The sequence below is a fragment of the Chryseobacterium sp. JM1 genome, from assembly GCF_000737715.1.
Classification (GTDB): domain Bacteria; phylum Bacteroidota; class Bacteroidia; order Flavobacteriales; family Weeksellaceae; genus Chryseobacterium.
On record NZ_JPRN01000007.1, the window covers coordinates 94,328 to 108,963 of the forward strand.

Consider the following 14,636-nt stretch of genomic DNA (forward strand, 5'->3'; position numbering starts at 1 on the left):
CATAAAAATGAAAAAGTTCCTTTTTATGGTGTGTACGGCACTAATGCTCGCCGTAGCACCGTCCGCAAAAGCACAATGGGTAGTAACCGACCCCACAAATCTGGCATCAGGTATTCTCAACAGTGCGAATGAAATCGTACAGACTTCTTCCACGGTATCCAATGTAATTAAAAATTTCAAGGAAGTGGAAAAGGTGTATAAACAGGGTAAGGAGTATTACGACAAGCTACAAGCTGTAAATAATCTTGTAAAAGATGCACGTAAGGTACAGCAGACTGTATTGCTTGTCGGTGACGTATCCGAAATGTATGTTACCAACTTCGGTAAGATGATGAACGACCCGAATTTTTCTGCACAGGAATTGGCAGCTATCAGCAATGGTTATTCGGCATTGCTGAATGAAAGTACCGAACTGCTGAAAGAACTCAAACAGATTGTAACCTCATCAAGCCTTTCGCTGAACGACAAAGAGCGTATGGATATTATTGATAGAGTGTACAAAGAAGTAAAGGAATACCACAGCTTGGTACGCTACTATACCAATAAGAATATCTCTGTAAGTATTCTAAGAGCAAAAAAGCAGAACAATACCAAAAGAGTGCTTGACCTCTATGGAACTCCTAACCAAAAATACTGGTAGTTATGGAATTTCAAAATCTTCACGAAGTCCTACGCTCATTATATGATGAGATGCTCCCACTGTCCGCCGATATGGCGGCAGTGGCTAAAGGGATAGCCGGATTGGGGGCTTTGTTCTATGTTGCCATAAAAGTATGGCAGGCTTTGAGCAGGGCTGAACCCATTGATATGTACCCTTTGCTCCGTCCTTTCGCTTTGGGGCTTTGCATTATGTTTTTCCCAACTATCGTATTGGGAACAATCAATGCCGTGTTAAGTCCGGTGGTACAGGGTACTCACACAATCCTCGAAAATCAGGTGCTTGACCTCAACGATTTGCAGGCGAAAAAAGACCTGCTCGAACGGGAAGCTATGCTACGAAATCCTGAAACAGCCTATCTCGTATCAAATGAGGAATTTGATAAAAAGCTCGAAGAATTGGGCTGGTCGCCCGGCGATTTGATTACGATGTCGGGAATGTATATGGATAGGTTTGCCTACCAAACCGAACAAGCTATTAAGAATTGGTTTCGCAATCTGTTAGAGGTACTGTTTCAGGCGGCAGCTTTGGTTATTGATACCATAAGGACGTTCTTTCTCATTGTCCTGTCCATACTCGGTCCGATAGCCTTTGCGATAAGCGTGTGGGACGGTTTTCAGTCCACGCTCACGCAATGGCTGACCCGATACGTCAGCGTTTACCTGTGGTTGCCTGTGGCAGACCTGTTCAGCTCTATGCTTGCCAAAATACAATCCCTCATTATCGAAAAGGATATAGCAATGCTTGCCGACCCGACTTACATTCCTGATACCTCAAATACCGTGTACATCATCTTTATGATAATCGGTATCGTGGGCTACTTCACTATCCCAACGGTAACAGGCTGGATTATTCAGGCAGGCGGTGCAGGGAACTTTACCCGTAACGTAAACCAAGCCGCAATGAAAACCGGAAATATCGCCGGAGCAGGAACAGGTTCGGCAGTTGGAAATATCGGTGGCAAGTTAATGGGGAAATAAAAACAATCAAATCATTTAAAAATGGAATTTAAAACATTAAGAAATATCGAAAACAGTTTTAGGCAAATACGGCTGTATGCCATTGTATTTGCCGTTCTCTGCCTAAGCGTGGTAGGATTTTCACTTTGGAAATCTTACAGCTTTGCAGACGAACAACGCCAAAAAATCTATGTGCTGGATAATGGAAAATCGTTGATGCTTGCCTTATCGCAAGATGCAAGTATCAACCGACCTGTGGAAGCAAGGGAACACGTCAGGCGTTTTCACGAACTCTTTTTTACGCTTGCTCCCGACAAGAACGCTATCGAAAGCAATATGAGCAGGGCATTCAACCTTGCCGATAAATCAGCTTTTGATTATTACAAAGACCTGTCGGAAAAGGGCTATTACAGCAGGATTATTTCGGGGAATGTACAGCAACGCATTGAGGTGGATAGTGTCGTGTGCAATTTCGACACCTATCCTTATGCGGTGCGTACCTACGCCAAACAATTCATTATCCGTTCGAGCAACGTGACCAGGCGTAACCTGATTACTTCCTGCTATCTCGTGAACTCTGTCCGTTCGGACAACAACCCGCAAGGCTTCAACATCGAAAAGTTTGCAGTGATAGAAAACAGGGATATAGAAGTTATCGAACGCTAAAAAAACAATCTTATGGAAGCATTATCAGATTTAAACACGTTTGCAAAAATCCTTACCGATAAAGGATATAACGGCTATTTCCATACGCAGGGAGCGTATGCTGGAAAGTTGAAGGAAAGTATCGGCGAATACCTCGAAAACTGCCAAAAAGGTACAGATAGTTTGCCTAAACAGGACTTGTTGCTGACGGGCTACCTGCAATGGTCGGGCGAAGACAAGCCAAGTGTAGAATGCAGTATGTGGGTAAAATACCTGAACGGCAAATTCTCGCTTAACAGAATGGAGGTTGCAAGGAAAGACCAATTTGGGCAACTGCTGAAAAAATCGGAACTGACAAACCTGTCAGTCATATCCGCACCCAAAGCGGTTGAGGCAGTCGCTTTGGTCAATGAAGAACCGAAGCAAAAGGCAGGTCAAAGTCCTAAGCGTTTCAAGCTATAACAACAGAAATAGTAAGGTTATGAAAAAACTAAGAGCAAATATGGACAGGTACTTTGACAAGCTGGACGAACGCTGGCGGGCATTGCCCTTGCGGAAACAGCACCAATACACACTTTACTTTTTTGTGGGGTATCTACTGCTTACGGCAGGTGTCATTTGCAAAGTATGGTACGATACCTCAAAGTCGGGTAACGATATGGTCATCGAGCATATCGAAAACCCTGTCCTCAAAAAAAGTGAAAGTCCTGCAAGATTGCAGGACACATTATCAACAATTCTAAAAAACAAGATTTATGAAAGAAAATGAGAACAAAAAGTCGGTTGTTCGGGTAACCGAGGGTAGCCCGGCAGCAACCACTGATGGACTGCAAGACGGTACACAGAACAAAGCCGAAAAGCTCAAAAAGCCACTCATCTTTGGCTTAATGGGAATTGTCTTCGTAGGTTGTATGTACCTCATATTTAAACCATCCGCAGACAAAAAGGAAATTGAGAACATTGGGCTGAACGATGCAGTACCGGAGGCTACCGGAGCAGGAATGCCTGCCGACAAAGGCAAGGCTTACGAGTTGGAAATGCTGGAACGCAAAGAGCAAGAAAAACGCAATGCACTTACCACGCTTTCTGACTATTGGAATACTGAAGACAAAAAAGAGCCTAATGATGAATTTCCCGAAGAAGACGAAAACAGCAGCTATGGCGTTGGCAGAGGTTCGGGAAGAAACGGCAATCCTGCATTGAGCAGTTACCGCAATGCACAAAGCACATTGGGTTCATTTTATCAGGATAACAACTCTGAAACAACAGAACTCCGCAGGCAATTGGACGAACTAAAAGAACAATTAGCCGAGAAAGATGTACCTAAATCTGTAACCGTTGATGACCAGCTTGCCCTAATGGAGAAATCCTACCAGATGGCGGCAAAGTATCTGCCAACAGGTACAAATTCGACAGAAGCCCCACCTGCTAAGGATGCAGGTACGGCTACCGCAGGTTCAACTCAAAAGGAGCATTTTGTGGCATTCACACCTACAAGAAAGAACACCGTTTCCGCTTTGTATCGTGAGCCTACGGACAGTGCCTTTTTAGCCGATTGGAGCGAAACAAGAAACCGGGGCTTTTATACCGCAGGTTCTATTGAGCAAACGGCACAACCGAAAAACAGTATCAAAGCCTGTGTACACGATGCACAAACGGTTATCGGCGAAACAGGGGTACGATTGCGATTGTTAGAGCCAGCCCAAACGCCTCAACGTACCATTCCAAAAGGAACGATTGTAACAGCTAACGCTAAATTTCAGGGAGGTCGATTACAGCTAAAAATTACCTCCGTAGAATTAGAGGGCAACATCATTCCGGTGGATATAACCATTTACGATTTGGACGGACAGCAAGGCTTGTACGTTCCGTATTCGCCCGAAATGAACGCCCTTACCGAAATGGCGGGCAATATGAGCCAGACTTCGGGAACAAGCATAATGCTCACGCAGAATGCAGGACAACAGGTTGCTGCTGATTTAAGCCGTGGCGTGGTACAGGGTGTTTCGGGCTATTTCGCCAAAAAGGTAAGAACCCCAAAGGTTACGCTAAAAGCGGGGCATCAGGTCTTCCTTGTATCTAAAAAATAATATTGAACTCAAATAATTTAAACAATGAAAAATCATTTAAAAACCTTTTGGGCATTTGCCCTGATACTCGGCTTTGCCGTACAGTCTTACGCACAGGATAGTGCAAGAACTAAACTTGCATTGGGCAAGATACAACCGTATAGAATGGAAGTTACCTATGATAAGACTTCACACCTGATTTTTCCGACCGCTATCCGTTACGTGGATTTAGGCAGCGAATATCTGATTGCAGGAAAAGCAGAAGATGCAGAAAACGTGTTGCGTGTAAAAGCAACGGTAAGGGATTTTGAACCAGAAACCAATTTTTCAGTCATTACGAATGACGGACGTTTTTACAGCTTCAATGTGTATTATAGTTCCTATCCGGAGGCAATGAGCTATGACCTGCTCACGATGCAAAAGGCAGTAGATAAAGCCAATGGTAACGATGTGCTTTTTGAAGAATTGGGCAACAATTCTCCGTCATTGGCAGGCTTGCTGTTGGAAACGATTTACAAGAAAGACAAACGTATTGTAAAGCATATCGGGGCTAAGAGCTTCGGTATTCAGTTTATCCTCAAAGGCATTTACATACACAACGGCAAATACTATTTCCATACGGAATTGAGAAACCGTACCAATGTGCCATTTCAGATTGATTTTATGAATTTCAAGGTAGTGGATAAAAAGGTAGCCAAACGTACCGTAGTGCAGGAACGCCCGATGATACCGCTTAGGACTTACAAGCCACTGGACGACATTGCTGGAAAAACAATCGAACAAAACGTCTTCCTGTTAGACCAATTTACCATTGCCGATGACAAGGTACTGCTGATTGAGATTTTCGAGAAAAACGGAGGCAGGCATCAAACGCTCCAGATAGAAAATTCCGACTTAATCAAAGCTCGTTTGATTAACGATATGCACCTGAAATTTTAATAACCTTTTAAAGTAAATAATATGAAAAAGTATATCTATACCGTGATGCTCATCTTTATGGCCATCACGGTCACACAGGCACAAAGAATGTTACCTAAACAGAAAGGATTGGAAGTGAGTACGGGTGTGCTGTCCGATGATAAAATCGGTAACGATTATTATATCAATGTAGCAATGACCGTAAACGGCAAAAATGGTAACTATCAGCTTTGGGCGTTGGAATACACTCATCAATACCACGATTATAAAGACCTCCGCATACCGCAGGAAACTTATACCGCAGAGGGCGGTTACAGCTTCTTCCTCTTGGGCGATGCCCGTAAGAACATCACGCTGAACTTCGGAATAACAGGTGTAGTCGGTTACGAAAGTATCAACCGTGGCGAAGCAATGTTGTATGATGGAGCAAAAATTTTGAGCGAGGATAATTTTATCTACGGAGCTGGTGGACGGCTCACATTTGAAACGTACCTGTCCGACCGTTTTGTGTTAGTCCTGCAAGGGCGTACAAAGGTTTTGTGGGGTACAGACTTGGAACAGTTCCGACCGTCCGCAGGCGTGGGATTAAGGTTTAATTTTTAAAACGTAAAAACAATGATAGCAATATTCAATAAATTCAGGATAGGATTAAGCTCAATATATGTACTCTTGGCAATCCTCACAGCTTCGGTTACGTTGGTATCTTGTAGCAAAGACGATGAACTCGAAATACAGAACGATTTCCCTTTTGAGGTCAAAGTAATGCCTGTACCCAAAGATGTTGCCAGTGGGCAGACCGTAGAGATACGGATTACCATACAGCGAACAGGCAATTACAGCAACACGCAATATTTTCTCCGCTACTTCCAATTTGACGGTCAAGGCACATTGCGGTATTATGACGAACCACCGTATTTGCCAAACGATTTGTATTCGTTGCCAACGGAGCAGTTCCGGTTGTATTACACTTCGTCATCTACCGTATCACAATCCTTTGAGGTTTGGATTTCGGATAACTTCGGTAACGAAAAGCAGTTGAGCTTTCAGTTCAACAGTAGTGATTAATGCTACTTATATAAAAGCAAAACCGACTGTTACAGGTCGGTTTTTTGCTTTTCAGCTTTCGGTGTACGTTGTTTTTTGTTTAAATTTACTTGAATTATAATCTTAACGGGTATGGATACAGTTACGGCTCAATTGGTGTTTGGTATTATTGTTATCGTTATTGCGATAGTGCTTATTTATTGGATAAACCGCAGGAAATTTTACAGGCGTAATGGTATGGGTGCAGAGGGATTTTCGAGTTTTGAAGCATCTGTATTTACCCGTTTTATAGAACGTATCGGCAAATGGATTGCCTATGCTTTAATTGTTGTCGGTATTGTCTGTATATGGACTTACAGCCAAATGAAAAAGGATAAGGAAAAACAGGAAGTAAAGACAGAGCAACCTGCTCAACACTGACTTTTTTCTAACAATATTTTGAATAAATCGGATAGCCCAAAAGGTTATCCGATTTTTCGTTTGTAGCAAACGTAAAACGCCAAACACTACCTTTCAACGCCAATCAATACTACATTTTCCAACCCTGTAACACCCCTTAATATCTTCGACTTCCACAGAAAAAATGAGCAAAAAATGGAAGTTATCGCAATACAAAAGTCCGTATTGGACGGGATGAAAATGGAACTGAAAGCACTTTTGGAATTGACCGAAAATGCCACTCGGAAATATGTACCGATTTTCAACAAAGAAAAGTGGCTGGATAACCAGGAAGTGTGCCTGATGATGGGTATTACCAAACGGACATTGCAGACCTATAAAGACAAAGGATTGTTGCCTTATTCCAAACTGAACCGCAAGAATTATTACAAACTCTCGGATGTACAGGCTTTACTCGGAGTCGGACAACCGTATAATATCAAATACAATGGATTTACTGACGAATGAAGCTGAAGAAGTAATCGAACAACAGCAAATGATAATGCTGTTGAGAAACCGTATTGAAGAAATATTGAAAAACTATCGTCCTGTAATGAATGGAGAAATCTACTTGTCGGGCGAAGATGTGTGTAGGCTACTCCATATCAGCAAAAGGACTTTACAGCAATATCGTGATGATAATATCCTGCCATTTATACAAATTGGGGGTAAGATAATCTATAATGAAACAGATCTGGTAAGGATACTGGAAGAGAACTATACCGGGAAGAATACGGTCAATGATGGTTTCTGAACTTTCTTTTCAGATAATAGTACCGAAACAATAACCGGTCATACCATAAAGCGAAAATTAACAATCCTACCGGAAGCAAAAGAGTTCTTAATTCAAGATATGAATAAGTAAAGCCACCTATTATACAACCCAAAAAGAAACAACAGATGATTGCCAGCTTTAAGAATATACTTTTATTCAACTGTATCCGTTCTGGCCGATCTCTGTAAAAGAACAGCTGTGACAGTTCTATTCCCAGATCCGTGAACAAACCCGTTAGGTGGGTAGTTCTTACCACCGATTGGGATACCCTCGTTACCAATGCATTCTGTAATCCCATAGAAAAAAGTAGAGCTGACGATAATAGAATTGAAAACCTGGCATATTCATTCGGTAGTAAAAATGCTGAAAAACTCACCGCCAATAATATGATTATTTCAAGGAATATGGGTATAATATAAGGTGTTTGTGGTTTGTATTTTGAAACCCACTCCATAAGAAGACTTGAAACAAACGCTCCAAACAGAAAAAACAAAATGTAAAATAAATATGCAAAAGCCATTCTGTAATTTCTTAAAACAAGTTCCTCAGAAAAAAAAGCAAAATGACCTGTTACATTAGTAGTTAGCGTATGTAATTCTAAAACACCGGTAATGTTTACGACACCTGCTACACCGGATAATATTGAGGCTAATTTTAGGTTGTGCGTATAAGTACGACCTTTGCCTTTATGTCTAAACATTTGCTTCCTTTTGTTGTAAATTTACAAAATTGCTGTTGCCCCTTGTTCATAATTGTATATAATCTGTAACATTCGTACATTTGCTTTATTAAATATAGAAATACTTAAAGTGTTTTTGCTTTAAGTCCCACATTGAAAACTGGTAATTTTTAGACAACGGGACAATAAGGAAGAACGCTCATGCCATAGGCGTGGGCGCTCGCTTATTCGTTGTCGGGTATACCAGTACCTCAATGTGCGGTAAGTGTAGTTGCCTGCGCTTTCTTTTTGTGCAGGAAACTCCATTAACTCAAAATCTGACAATATTATGGAAACTGGTACAGCACAACAAAAAATCACTCTCGCATTTATCAACGACAAAAGCCCTATTTTAGATGGTATCTGCCAAGACCTTGTCGCTTCAGGAACTGAAGTCTTATTTCGTTCGGAAAGCATTGAAGATGGACTATCGCAATTATCAGAATTAAATGAACCTCCCAATGTTAGTATTATTGACCTTGATTTTTACGACAGGAATGTGCTGGCACAGATTCAAGAATTAAGGACAGAATATCCAACAATAAAGCTTATTGCTCATAGTGATATTGATGCTGAAAAAGTCGTAAAACCTCTTTTTGAAATTGGTTTTACAGGTTATTTGCTCATTGGTAGCGATGCAGACGATTTCAAGAAAGCCATTGAAGTTGTTATCAATGGCGGAAGATATTTTAGTGTGGGAGTAGCAAATATTGCACAGGAATATTTTAATAATGATTTTCATAGTGAATAAAGTAATTCATTCTACTAACTTATTAATAAGTTTTATTTCAGCCATATTCTTCATAATAGGAAAAGATTTATTCTGTAATTTAAGCAGTAATTATCCCTTTTGCTAGCTCATTCGCAACATTATTGGTATATTGCGATATTTAATTTTTACAGATAAATATGCCGAAAAAAATCAATCTAAAGGTTTTTAAAGACTTTGTACAATCAAGCAATTTTGGAGGTTTTCTCCTTTTTTTATGCGTAGTGATTTCATTGATAGTAGCAAATACATCACTTGCTCTCCCATTACAAAATTTATTGGATACAAAACTGGGTTATGAAAATGAAGCCATACACCTCAATTATTCCGTAAGTATGTGGATCAATGACGGATTGATGGCAATCTTTTTTCTGTTGGTAGGTCTGGAAATTAAAAGAGAAATTGTTGAAGGAGAACTTTCTTCTCCCAAGAAAGCTATTTTGCCTATCCTTGCTGCTATCGGTGGAGCAGTAATACCCGCATTGATTTATGTAAGTTTTAATTCCGGTAGTGAAACAGCTTCCGGCTGGGGTATTCCTATGGCTACGGATATTGCTTTTGCATTGGCCGTAATTTCGCTGTTAGACAAAAGAGTACCAACCAGTTTAAAAATATTTTTAGCGGCTTTAGCGATTGTGGATGACTTGATTGCAATTTTAGTCATTGCAATTTTCTATTCATCCGGAATTGAGTTAGGCTATCTAGGCTATGCCGGAATTGGAATGCTAGTACTGATTTTGATGAACCGTTTTAATGTTAAAAATCCCTATCTATATCTAATACCAGGAGTCTTTATATGGTATTTTGTGCATCATTCTGGCATTCATGCCACTATAGCAGGTGTACTGGTAGCTATGACCTTGCCAACCAATGATACAGAAGTTGAATCTCCGTTAGAGAAACTAGAACATGCACTTGTAAAACCGGTAAATTTTCTAATTATTCCCATTTTTGCATTCGCCAATACAAATATTACAATTCATCAGGAAATGATAGAAGGACTGACTTCCCCGTTAGGTTTAGGTATTTCACTGGGATTAATTTTTGGTAAGCCCATTGGCATTGTTGCAACCTCTTTGATATGTTCTAAGTTAGGGATAGGTCAACTTCCTGCAAACAGTAACCTTATTCACATTATTGGCTTAGGATTATTAGCTGGAATAGGTTTTACAATGTCCATATTTATATCTATGCTTTCATTTGACAATCAGGTTTTCATTGAAGAGGCCAAGCTATCTGTTTTAATAACATCACTCATTGCGGGTATCTTAGGATATGTAATTTTGAATTTATCAAGTAGAAGAAAGGGTAAAAAGACTGAAATTTAAATTCAGTCTTTTTTACTATAATATTTCTCCTTTAACCATAAACTTGCCCTTACCAATAATATGAGTACAGGAACTTCTACCAGTGGGCCGATAACACCCACAAATGCCTGTGGCGAATGAATGCCGAAAATCGATATTGCTACGGCTATTGCCAATTCAAAATTGTTTCCTGTGGCTGTAAATGCGATGGATGCGTTTTTGTCGTAAGGAACTTTAAGAGATTTATTGATAAAGAAGCTCACGAAAAACATCAACACAAAATAGATGATTAGCGGTATGGCTACTTTTACTACATCCATTGGTAATTCCAGTATTTTATCGCCTTTCAAGCTGAACATTAATACTATCGTAAACAATAAAGCGTATAAGGTAATTGGCGATATTGCGGGGACGAATTTTCGGTTATACCATTCTATACCTTTTGATTTTACAAGGAAGTAACGGCTTAAAAAACCTGCCAGGAATGGAATACCTAAATATATCAATACGCTTTCGGTAACATCTTTCATGGATACGCTTACATTGAAATTGGCTAATCCTAATTTTGCAGGTAATACGTTGATGAATAACCAAACTAAAAAGCTGTAAGTAAATATCTGGAAGATGCTATTTAATGCAACTAACATAGCTGTATATTCTCTGTTTGCTTTAGCTAAGTCACTCCAGACGATGACCATGGCAATACATCTTGCCAAACCTATAAGAATTAAGCCTGTCATATAATCGGGTTCGTGACGTAAAAACAAAACCGCTAATCCAAACATCAATACCGTGCCGATTACCCAATTGAGCAATAAGGATATGCCAATTACTTTTTTATCTCTAAATGCCTTGGGCAATAAGGAATAATCAACCTTTGCCAAGGGGGGATACATCATCAATATCAATCCTATTGCCAATGGAATATTGGTAGTACCAACAGATAAGCTGTTGGTTACATTGGAGATATTGGGAAAGAAATGCCCCAAACCCACGCCAATTGCCATTGCAAGGAATATCCATAAAGTAAGGTATCTGTCTAAGAATTTTAATTTTGGTTGCATGGCTAATTTGTAAGTTCTTTATATTGGTTTGATGTCAATAAATCTTCTAATTCTGTAATGTCTTTTATTTCAATTTTAATCAGCCAACCGTCTTTATAAGGATTGTCGTTTATGAGTGTGGGTGCTTTCAAAAGTAGTTCGTTCGTTTCAGTGATTTTACCCGAAACAGGCATAAATAAATCACTGACCGTTTTAACTGCTTCAACAGAGCCGAATACTTCGTCCTGCTGAAAACTATATCCAACGTTTGGTAAATCCGCATATACGATTTCGCCCAATTCACTTTGCGCAAATTCTGTAATGCCTATTGTACCTGTGTTGTCCTGTATGCTTATCCAGGTATGTTCTTTTGAATACTTTCTATCGGTTGGAAATTCCATTTTTATAAATTTTAGATTAGTAACCTCTTCTTAAATTTTCTGCGTATTCGTTTGGTAAAATGCTTTCTTCAACTGCTTTTGCAGCCCTTTCAATATCATAATCAAAGCGTATAAATTCTACACTGATACTATCTTTATCCAACACAGAACTGTTTTCATTAATCGTAAGCATTACATAACCGCCTCTTACATCGCTGTCCTTCGGTTTACCAACCGAACCGATATTAATGGCGTGTCGGAAATGATTTTGACCGTCAATACCCGAATTTAAAACTCTGTGATAAGGTTTGTGTGTGTGTCCGAAGCACATAATGTCTGCATCGGCTTGCTCCATAATGCGAAGCATACTTTTTTCCTCACGGTCTTCAAAAAGATATTCGTTTATTTTTCTCGGACTTCCGTGTACCAACAGCAAATTCAATTTATCTTCATTCAGTTGAAATTCTACTTTGATATGGGCTGGAAGTGTACGCAAATACGCTCTTTCTTCATCTTTCATCAAAGAATTTGTGAATGAAATAGAAATATTTCCGTTATCTTTTTCACTGTCTGTTTTGTAGGCACAACCGCATTCGTTGCTCATTCTGCCAATGCCAAAATCGTAATTTCCGGCAATGGTTGGTATTCTCCTTTTACGGATTTCGTTTACCACTTCGTTTGGCCAAATATTATAGCCCACCAAATCGCCCAAACAATAAATACTGTCTGGTTTTCTTTTTTCAACATCTTCAAAAAATGCTTCTAATGCAGGTAAATTGGCGTGAATATCACTGAATAATGCTATTTTCATTTTGTCTAATTTTTATTGTTTAAATATTTTGTTTAAGATAACTTTAGATAAGATTAAATAAATACCCTAATAATGCTCCTCCAATAACCACAAAGGCACTATTTATTTTTTTGAATTTGAAAACTACGATCGCACTTATCATTGCAATTAATATCGTCCGCCAATCAGTAATAGTTTCTTTGCCAATTGTAAGACAAATAGCGGCTATGATTGCAACAGATGCCACATTGACCGCATCGAGAAAAATGGACAGTCCTTTAGATTGGCGCATTTTTTTCATCAAGGGATTTAGCAATGCTACTAAAATAAACGACGGCAGAAAAATAGCAATCGTAGAAATAACTGCTCCGGATAGTCCGTTGATTTGATAGCCAATAAACGTAACTGAAGAAAAAACAGGACCTGGGGTAAACTGTCCAACAGCAATAGCATCCATTAATTGCTGCCGGGTGAGTAAGCCCGTTGCAACTAATTCCGTATCTAAAAAGGCGAAAAGAACATAACCGCTTCCGTAGAGGATAGCACCAATTTTCAGGAATATCCAAAATAATTTGGTATTTGTTTCAGACAGTAAGGGGCTTTGTGCGATTTGTAAGAATGCGAGCGGGATAAAACTTTGGAGCGTATTTTTTGTATCCTGAAGGTAATACAAGGCCATTGCCAGCAATCCCGCTCCAAACATCAAATAGATTTCACTAATGCCGAATAATGACAGTACCAAAACAAGAATACCTACAACCGCCAAGAATGTGGACTTGACAGATTTCTTTGCTAATGGAAAAACAGCTCCTATGATAATAGCGATGATTGCAGGTTTGATACCGTAAATAAAGGGCTGTACTTCGGGCAATTGTCCGTATTGCTGATACAACCATGCAAATATCCCGGTAATGAAAACCGCAGGTAAAATAAAGCATAACCCTGCAAAGATTAATCCTTTCCAACCGCCTTTGTCATAGCCGATGTGTATCGCCATTTCTGTACTGTTGGGGCCAGGAATGAGATTAGTAGCTCCCAACAAATCCAAAAAATGCTGTTCGCTCATCCATTTCTTTTTGACAACAACTTCCTGCTGCATCATAGCAATATGAACCGCGGGACCTCCAAAACCAATAAAACCGAGCTTGAGAAAGAGCTTGGCAATTTCCTTTATTTGAATATCACGCTCCATTTCTCATTACGATTTTATCAATAGACCAATTACCTCCACCTTTGATTAACAAAAACATACTTCCCAAAAGCATCGCCCAATCCGTACGGCTGCCGTGCAGCAATTCCCAAATACCCTCATTAGCCAAAATAGATGTTTTGGTCGTGGCAATGGCAACAAGCATAATGATGATGAGCGGAATACTTGCTAACCTTGTAAGCAACCCGAGCAAAATAAGTGCTCCGCAAAGGATTTCAAATATGCCTACAAAACTTCCAAGAAATTCAGGAGATGGCAAGCCAATTTTTTCAAACCGCCCGGCTCCCCGAAAAGCAGGAAACAGCAATTTTTGAATGCCCTCCGATAAAAAAACACCTCCAACAATCAGTCGGATTATGATTGTTGTCTTTGAATTATCTGTATGAATGATTTTTGAAAACATAAAAATTCAATTTTAACAACATCCGCCACCTGGAGTACAAGCATTAGCATTATTTACAGGCAGTTCCGCCAAATTTTTCTTTACTTTTTCGGAAGGAATACCGCAGGCATCTTGAGCCAAACAAGCTGTTGTTTTATTTTTCAGTACAAATGTCTCTCCGTTGAAATCCAAATCATACTTACCAATCGTTTCGCTTTGGTATTCCACTTCAATTTCCGCATCTTCTATGCCCAATTTTTCTTCGGATAGCTTGATGATGTTTAATAGCTTAGCTGGCTTTAATTTGTGCTCGAAATCGTCTGCATTCCATAATTGGAAGTTTACAACTTTTTCCGAACGGATTACGCCACCACAGTCTATAAAGTTTTTAGTAATTTGTCCCACTTCGGTAACGTGGAAATGTTCTGGAACTAAGGTTCCGTTTTCTAATTGAAATCCAACATTTACTAATGTTGGCAGGATTTCTTTAATTTTTGATAGCTTCATATTTCTGATATTAACTCAATAAAT

General features: G+C 39.6%; 21 protein-coding genes. 14 read left to right on the forward strand and 7 right to left on the reverse strand.

All coding sequences use genetic code 11. The features are described 5' to 3' along the window. The first annotated feature begins 7 nt into the window (after positions 1-7). The 12 genes from IW22_RS13495 (at position 8) to IW22_RS13550 (ending at position 7,485) form a co-directional block, all read left to right on the forward strand. A complete protein-coding gene (locus tag IW22_RS13495; RefSeq protein ID WP_019974899.1) occupies positions 8-640 on the forward strand; it encodes a DUF4141 domain-containing protein in 633 nt (210 codons plus the stop codon). 2 nt (positions 641-642) lie between these two features. Further along, positions 643-1,638 (forward strand): conjugative transposon protein TraJ, encoded by a 996-nt coding sequence (traJ, locus tag IW22_RS13500; RefSeq protein ID WP_034727213.1) that lies wholly within the window; start codon positions 643-645, stop codon positions 1,636-1,638. Positions 1,639-1,659: 21 nt separating this feature from the next. Then, complete coding sequence (gene traK, locus IW22_RS13505) at positions 1,660-2,283, forward strand: conjugative transposon protein TraK (protein ID WP_026357463.1); 624 nt, start codon at positions 1,660-1,662, stop codon at positions 2,281-2,283. Positions 2,284-2,295: 12 nt separating this feature from the next. Next, on the forward strand, positions 2,296-2,724 hold the full coding sequence (locus IW22_RS13510) for a hypothetical protein (RefSeq protein ID WP_019974902.1): 429 nt from the start codon (positions 2,296-2,298) through the stop codon (positions 2,722-2,724). Between the two features lie 19 nt (positions 2,725-2,743). Next, entirely contained in the window at positions 2,744-3,031 is a 288-nt protein-coding gene (locus IW22_RS13515) for a hypothetical protein (RefSeq protein WP_019974903.1), read from the forward strand. After that, entirely contained in the window at positions 3,018-4,352 is a 1,335-nt protein-coding gene (gene traM, locus IW22_RS13520; RefSeq protein ID WP_034727217.1) for a conjugative transposon protein TraM, read from the forward strand. The genes IW22_RS13515 and traM overlap by 14 nt, the downstream gene beginning before the upstream one ends. Before the next feature lie 24 nt (positions 4,353-4,376). Beyond that, a complete protein-coding gene (traN, locus tag IW22_RS13525; RefSeq protein ID WP_034727220.1) occupies positions 4,377-5,270 on the forward strand; it encodes a conjugative transposon protein TraN in 894 nt (297 codons plus the stop codon). Between the two features lie 21 nt (positions 5,271-5,291). Beyond that, positions 5,292-5,852 carry a conjugal transfer protein TraO gene (locus IW22_RS13530; RefSeq protein ID WP_034727223.1) on the forward strand — a complete coding sequence of 187 codons (561 nt, stop codon included), beginning with the start codon at positions 5,292-5,294 and terminating at the stop codon, positions 5,850-5,852. Positions 5,853-5,864: 12 nt separating this feature from the next. Beyond that, positions 5,865-6,314: a DUF3872 domain-containing protein gene (locus IW22_RS13535; RefSeq protein WP_034727225.1), complete on the forward strand. Its 450-nt coding sequence runs from the start codon at positions 5,865-5,867 to the stop codon at positions 6,312-6,314. A gap of 111 nt (positions 6,315-6,425) precedes the next feature. After that, positions 6,426-6,713, forward strand: a complete 288-nt coding sequence (locus IW22_RS13540) for a hypothetical protein (RefSeq protein WP_034727228.1) — start codon at positions 6,426-6,428, stop codon at positions 6,711-6,713. A 174-nt stretch (positions 6,714-6,887) separates the two neighbouring features. Continuing rightward, entirely contained in the window at positions 6,888-7,199 is a 312-nt protein-coding gene (locus tag IW22_RS13545; protein WP_034727230.1) for a helix-turn-helix domain-containing protein, read from the forward strand. Then, positions 7,180-7,485: a helix-turn-helix domain-containing protein gene (locus IW22_RS13550; protein WP_034727231.1), complete on the forward strand. Its 306-nt coding sequence runs from the start codon at positions 7,180-7,182 to the stop codon at positions 7,483-7,485. Before IW22_RS13545 ends, IW22_RS13550 begins: the two co-directional genes overlap by 20 nt. Here the strand turns inward: IW22_RS13550 and IW22_RS13555 are convergent. After that, positions 7,469-8,206: a YoaK family protein gene (locus tag IW22_RS13555; RefSeq protein WP_034727234.1), complete on the reverse strand. Its 738-nt coding sequence runs from the start codon at positions 8,204-8,206 to the stop codon at positions 7,469-7,471. The genes IW22_RS13550 and IW22_RS13555 overlap by 17 nt on opposite strands. A 307-nt stretch (positions 8,207-8,513) precedes the next feature. Here IW22_RS13555 and IW22_RS13560 point away from each other — a divergent pair, with 307 nt between their 5' ends. Then, complete coding sequence (locus IW22_RS13560; RefSeq protein WP_034727237.1) at positions 8,514-8,975, forward strand: response regulator transcription factor; 462 nt, start codon at positions 8,514-8,516, stop codon at positions 8,973-8,975. Between the two features lie 158 nt (positions 8,976-9,133). Beyond that, positions 9,134-10,321: a Na+/H+ antiporter NhaA gene (nhaA, locus tag IW22_RS13565; protein ID WP_034727241.1), complete on the forward strand. Its 1,188-nt coding sequence runs from the start codon at positions 9,134-9,136 to the stop codon at positions 10,319-10,321. A gap of 2 nt (positions 10,322-10,323) precedes the next feature. Here nhaA and arsB read toward each other — a convergent pair whose 3' ends face one another. The 6 genes from arsB to IW22_RS13595 are packed head-to-tail and all read right to left on the reverse strand — an operon-like array spanning position 10,324 to position 14,612. After that, a complete protein-coding gene (gene arsB / locus IW22_RS13570) occupies positions 10,324-11,364 on the reverse strand; it encodes an ACR3 family arsenite efflux transporter (RefSeq protein WP_034727244.1) in 1,041 nt (346 codons plus the stop codon). A gap of 2 nt (positions 11,365-11,366) precedes the next feature. After that, positions 11,367-11,744 carry a glycine cleavage system protein GcvH gene (gene gcvH / locus IW22_RS13575; protein ID WP_034727246.1) on the reverse strand — a complete coding sequence of 126 codons (378 nt, stop codon included), beginning with the start codon at positions 11,742-11,744 and terminating at the stop codon, positions 11,367-11,369. Between the two features lie 16 nt (positions 11,745-11,760). Continuing rightward, complete coding sequence (locus IW22_RS13580; RefSeq protein ID WP_034727251.1) at positions 11,761-12,534, reverse strand: metallophosphoesterase family protein; 774 nt, start codon at positions 12,532-12,534, stop codon at positions 11,761-11,763. Between the two features lie 43 nt (positions 12,535-12,577). Next, positions 12,578-13,705 carry a chromate efflux transporter gene (chrA, locus tag IW22_RS13585; protein ID WP_034727253.1) on the reverse strand — a complete coding sequence of 376 codons (1,128 nt, stop codon included), beginning with the start codon at positions 13,703-13,705 and terminating at the stop codon, positions 12,578-12,580. Next, complete coding sequence (locus IW22_RS13590) at positions 13,695-14,126, reverse strand: DoxX family protein (protein WP_034727255.1); 432 nt, start codon at positions 14,124-14,126, stop codon at positions 13,695-13,697. The genes chrA and IW22_RS13590 overlap by 11 nt, the downstream gene beginning before the upstream one ends. Positions 14,127-14,138: 12 nt before the next feature. Next, positions 14,139-14,612: a DUF6428 family protein gene (locus tag IW22_RS13595; protein WP_034727258.1), complete on the reverse strand. Its 474-nt coding sequence runs from the start codon at positions 14,610-14,612 to the stop codon at positions 14,139-14,141. Positions 14,613-14,636 lie beyond the last annotated feature (24 nt).

Bases quoted from the DNA above. Each gene is read 5' to 3' on its own strand.
- IW22_RS13495 (WP_019974899.1), top strand. From the start codon at position 8: ATGAAAAAGTTCCTTTTTATGGTGTGTACGGCACTAATGCTCGCCGTA.
- traJ (WP_034727213.1), top strand. From the start codon at position 643: ATGGAATTTCAAAATCTTCACGAAGTCCTACGCTCATTATATGATGAG.
- traK (WP_026357463.1), top strand. From the start codon at position 1,660: ATGGAATTTAAAACATTAAGAAATATCGAAAACAGTTTTAGGCAAATA.
- IW22_RS13510 (WP_019974902.1), top strand. From the start codon at position 2,296: ATGGAAGCATTATCAGATTTAAACACGTTTGCAAAAATCCTTACCGAT.
- IW22_RS13515 (WP_019974903.1), top strand. From the start codon at position 2,744: ATGAAAAAACTAAGAGCAAATATGGACAGGTACTTTGACAAGCTGGAC.
- traM (WP_034727217.1), top strand. From the start codon at position 3,018: ATGAAAGAAAATGAGAACAAAAAGTCGGTTGTTCGGGTAACCGAGGGT.
- traN (WP_034727220.1), top strand. From the start codon at position 4,377: ATGAAAAATCATTTAAAAACCTTTTGGGCATTTGCCCTGATACTCGGC.
- IW22_RS13530 (WP_034727223.1), top strand. From the start codon at position 5,292: ATGAAAAAGTATATCTATACCGTGATGCTCATCTTTATGGCCATCACG.
- IW22_RS13535 (WP_034727225.1), top strand. From the start codon at position 5,865: ATGATAGCAATATTCAATAAATTCAGGATAGGATTAAGCTCAATATAT.
- IW22_RS13540 (WP_034727228.1), top strand. From the start codon at position 6,426: ATGGATACAGTTACGGCTCAATTGGTGTTTGGTATTATTGTTATCGTT.
- IW22_RS13545 (WP_034727230.1), top strand. From the start codon at position 6,888: ATGGAAGTTATCGCAATACAAAAGTCCGTATTGGACGGGATGAAAATG.
- IW22_RS13550 (WP_034727231.1), top strand. From the start codon at position 7,180: ATGGATTTACTGACGAATGAAGCTGAAGAAGTAATCGAACAACAGCAA.
- IW22_RS13555 (WP_034727234.1), bottom strand. From the start codon at position 8,206: ATGTTTAGACATAAAGGCAAAGGTCGTACTTATACGCACAACCTAAAA.
- IW22_RS13560 (WP_034727237.1), top strand. From the start codon at position 8,514: ATGGAAACTGGTACAGCACAACAAAAAATCACTCTCGCATTTATCAAC.
- nhaA (WP_034727241.1), top strand. From the start codon at position 9,134: ATGCCGAAAAAAATCAATCTAAAGGTTTTTAAAGACTTTGTACAATCA.
- arsB (WP_034727244.1), bottom strand. From the start codon at position 11,364: ATGCAACCAAAATTAAAATTCTTAGACAGATACCTTACTTTATGGATA.
- gcvH (WP_034727246.1), bottom strand. From the start codon at position 11,744: ATGGAATTTCCAACCGATAGAAAGTATTCAAAAGAACATACCTGGATA.
- IW22_RS13580 (WP_034727251.1), bottom strand. From the start codon at position 12,534: ATGAAAATAGCATTATTCAGTGATATTCACGCCAATTTACCTGCATTA.
- chrA (WP_034727253.1), bottom strand. From the start codon at position 13,705: ATGGAGCGTGATATTCAAATAAAGGAAATTGCCAAGCTCTTTCTCAAG.
- IW22_RS13590 (WP_034727255.1), bottom strand. From the start codon at position 14,126: ATGTTTTCAAAAATCATTCATACAGATAATTCAAAGACAACAATCATA.
- IW22_RS13595 (WP_034727258.1), bottom strand. From the start codon at position 14,612: ATGAAGCTATCAAAAATTAAAGAAATCCTGCCAACATTAGTAAATGTT.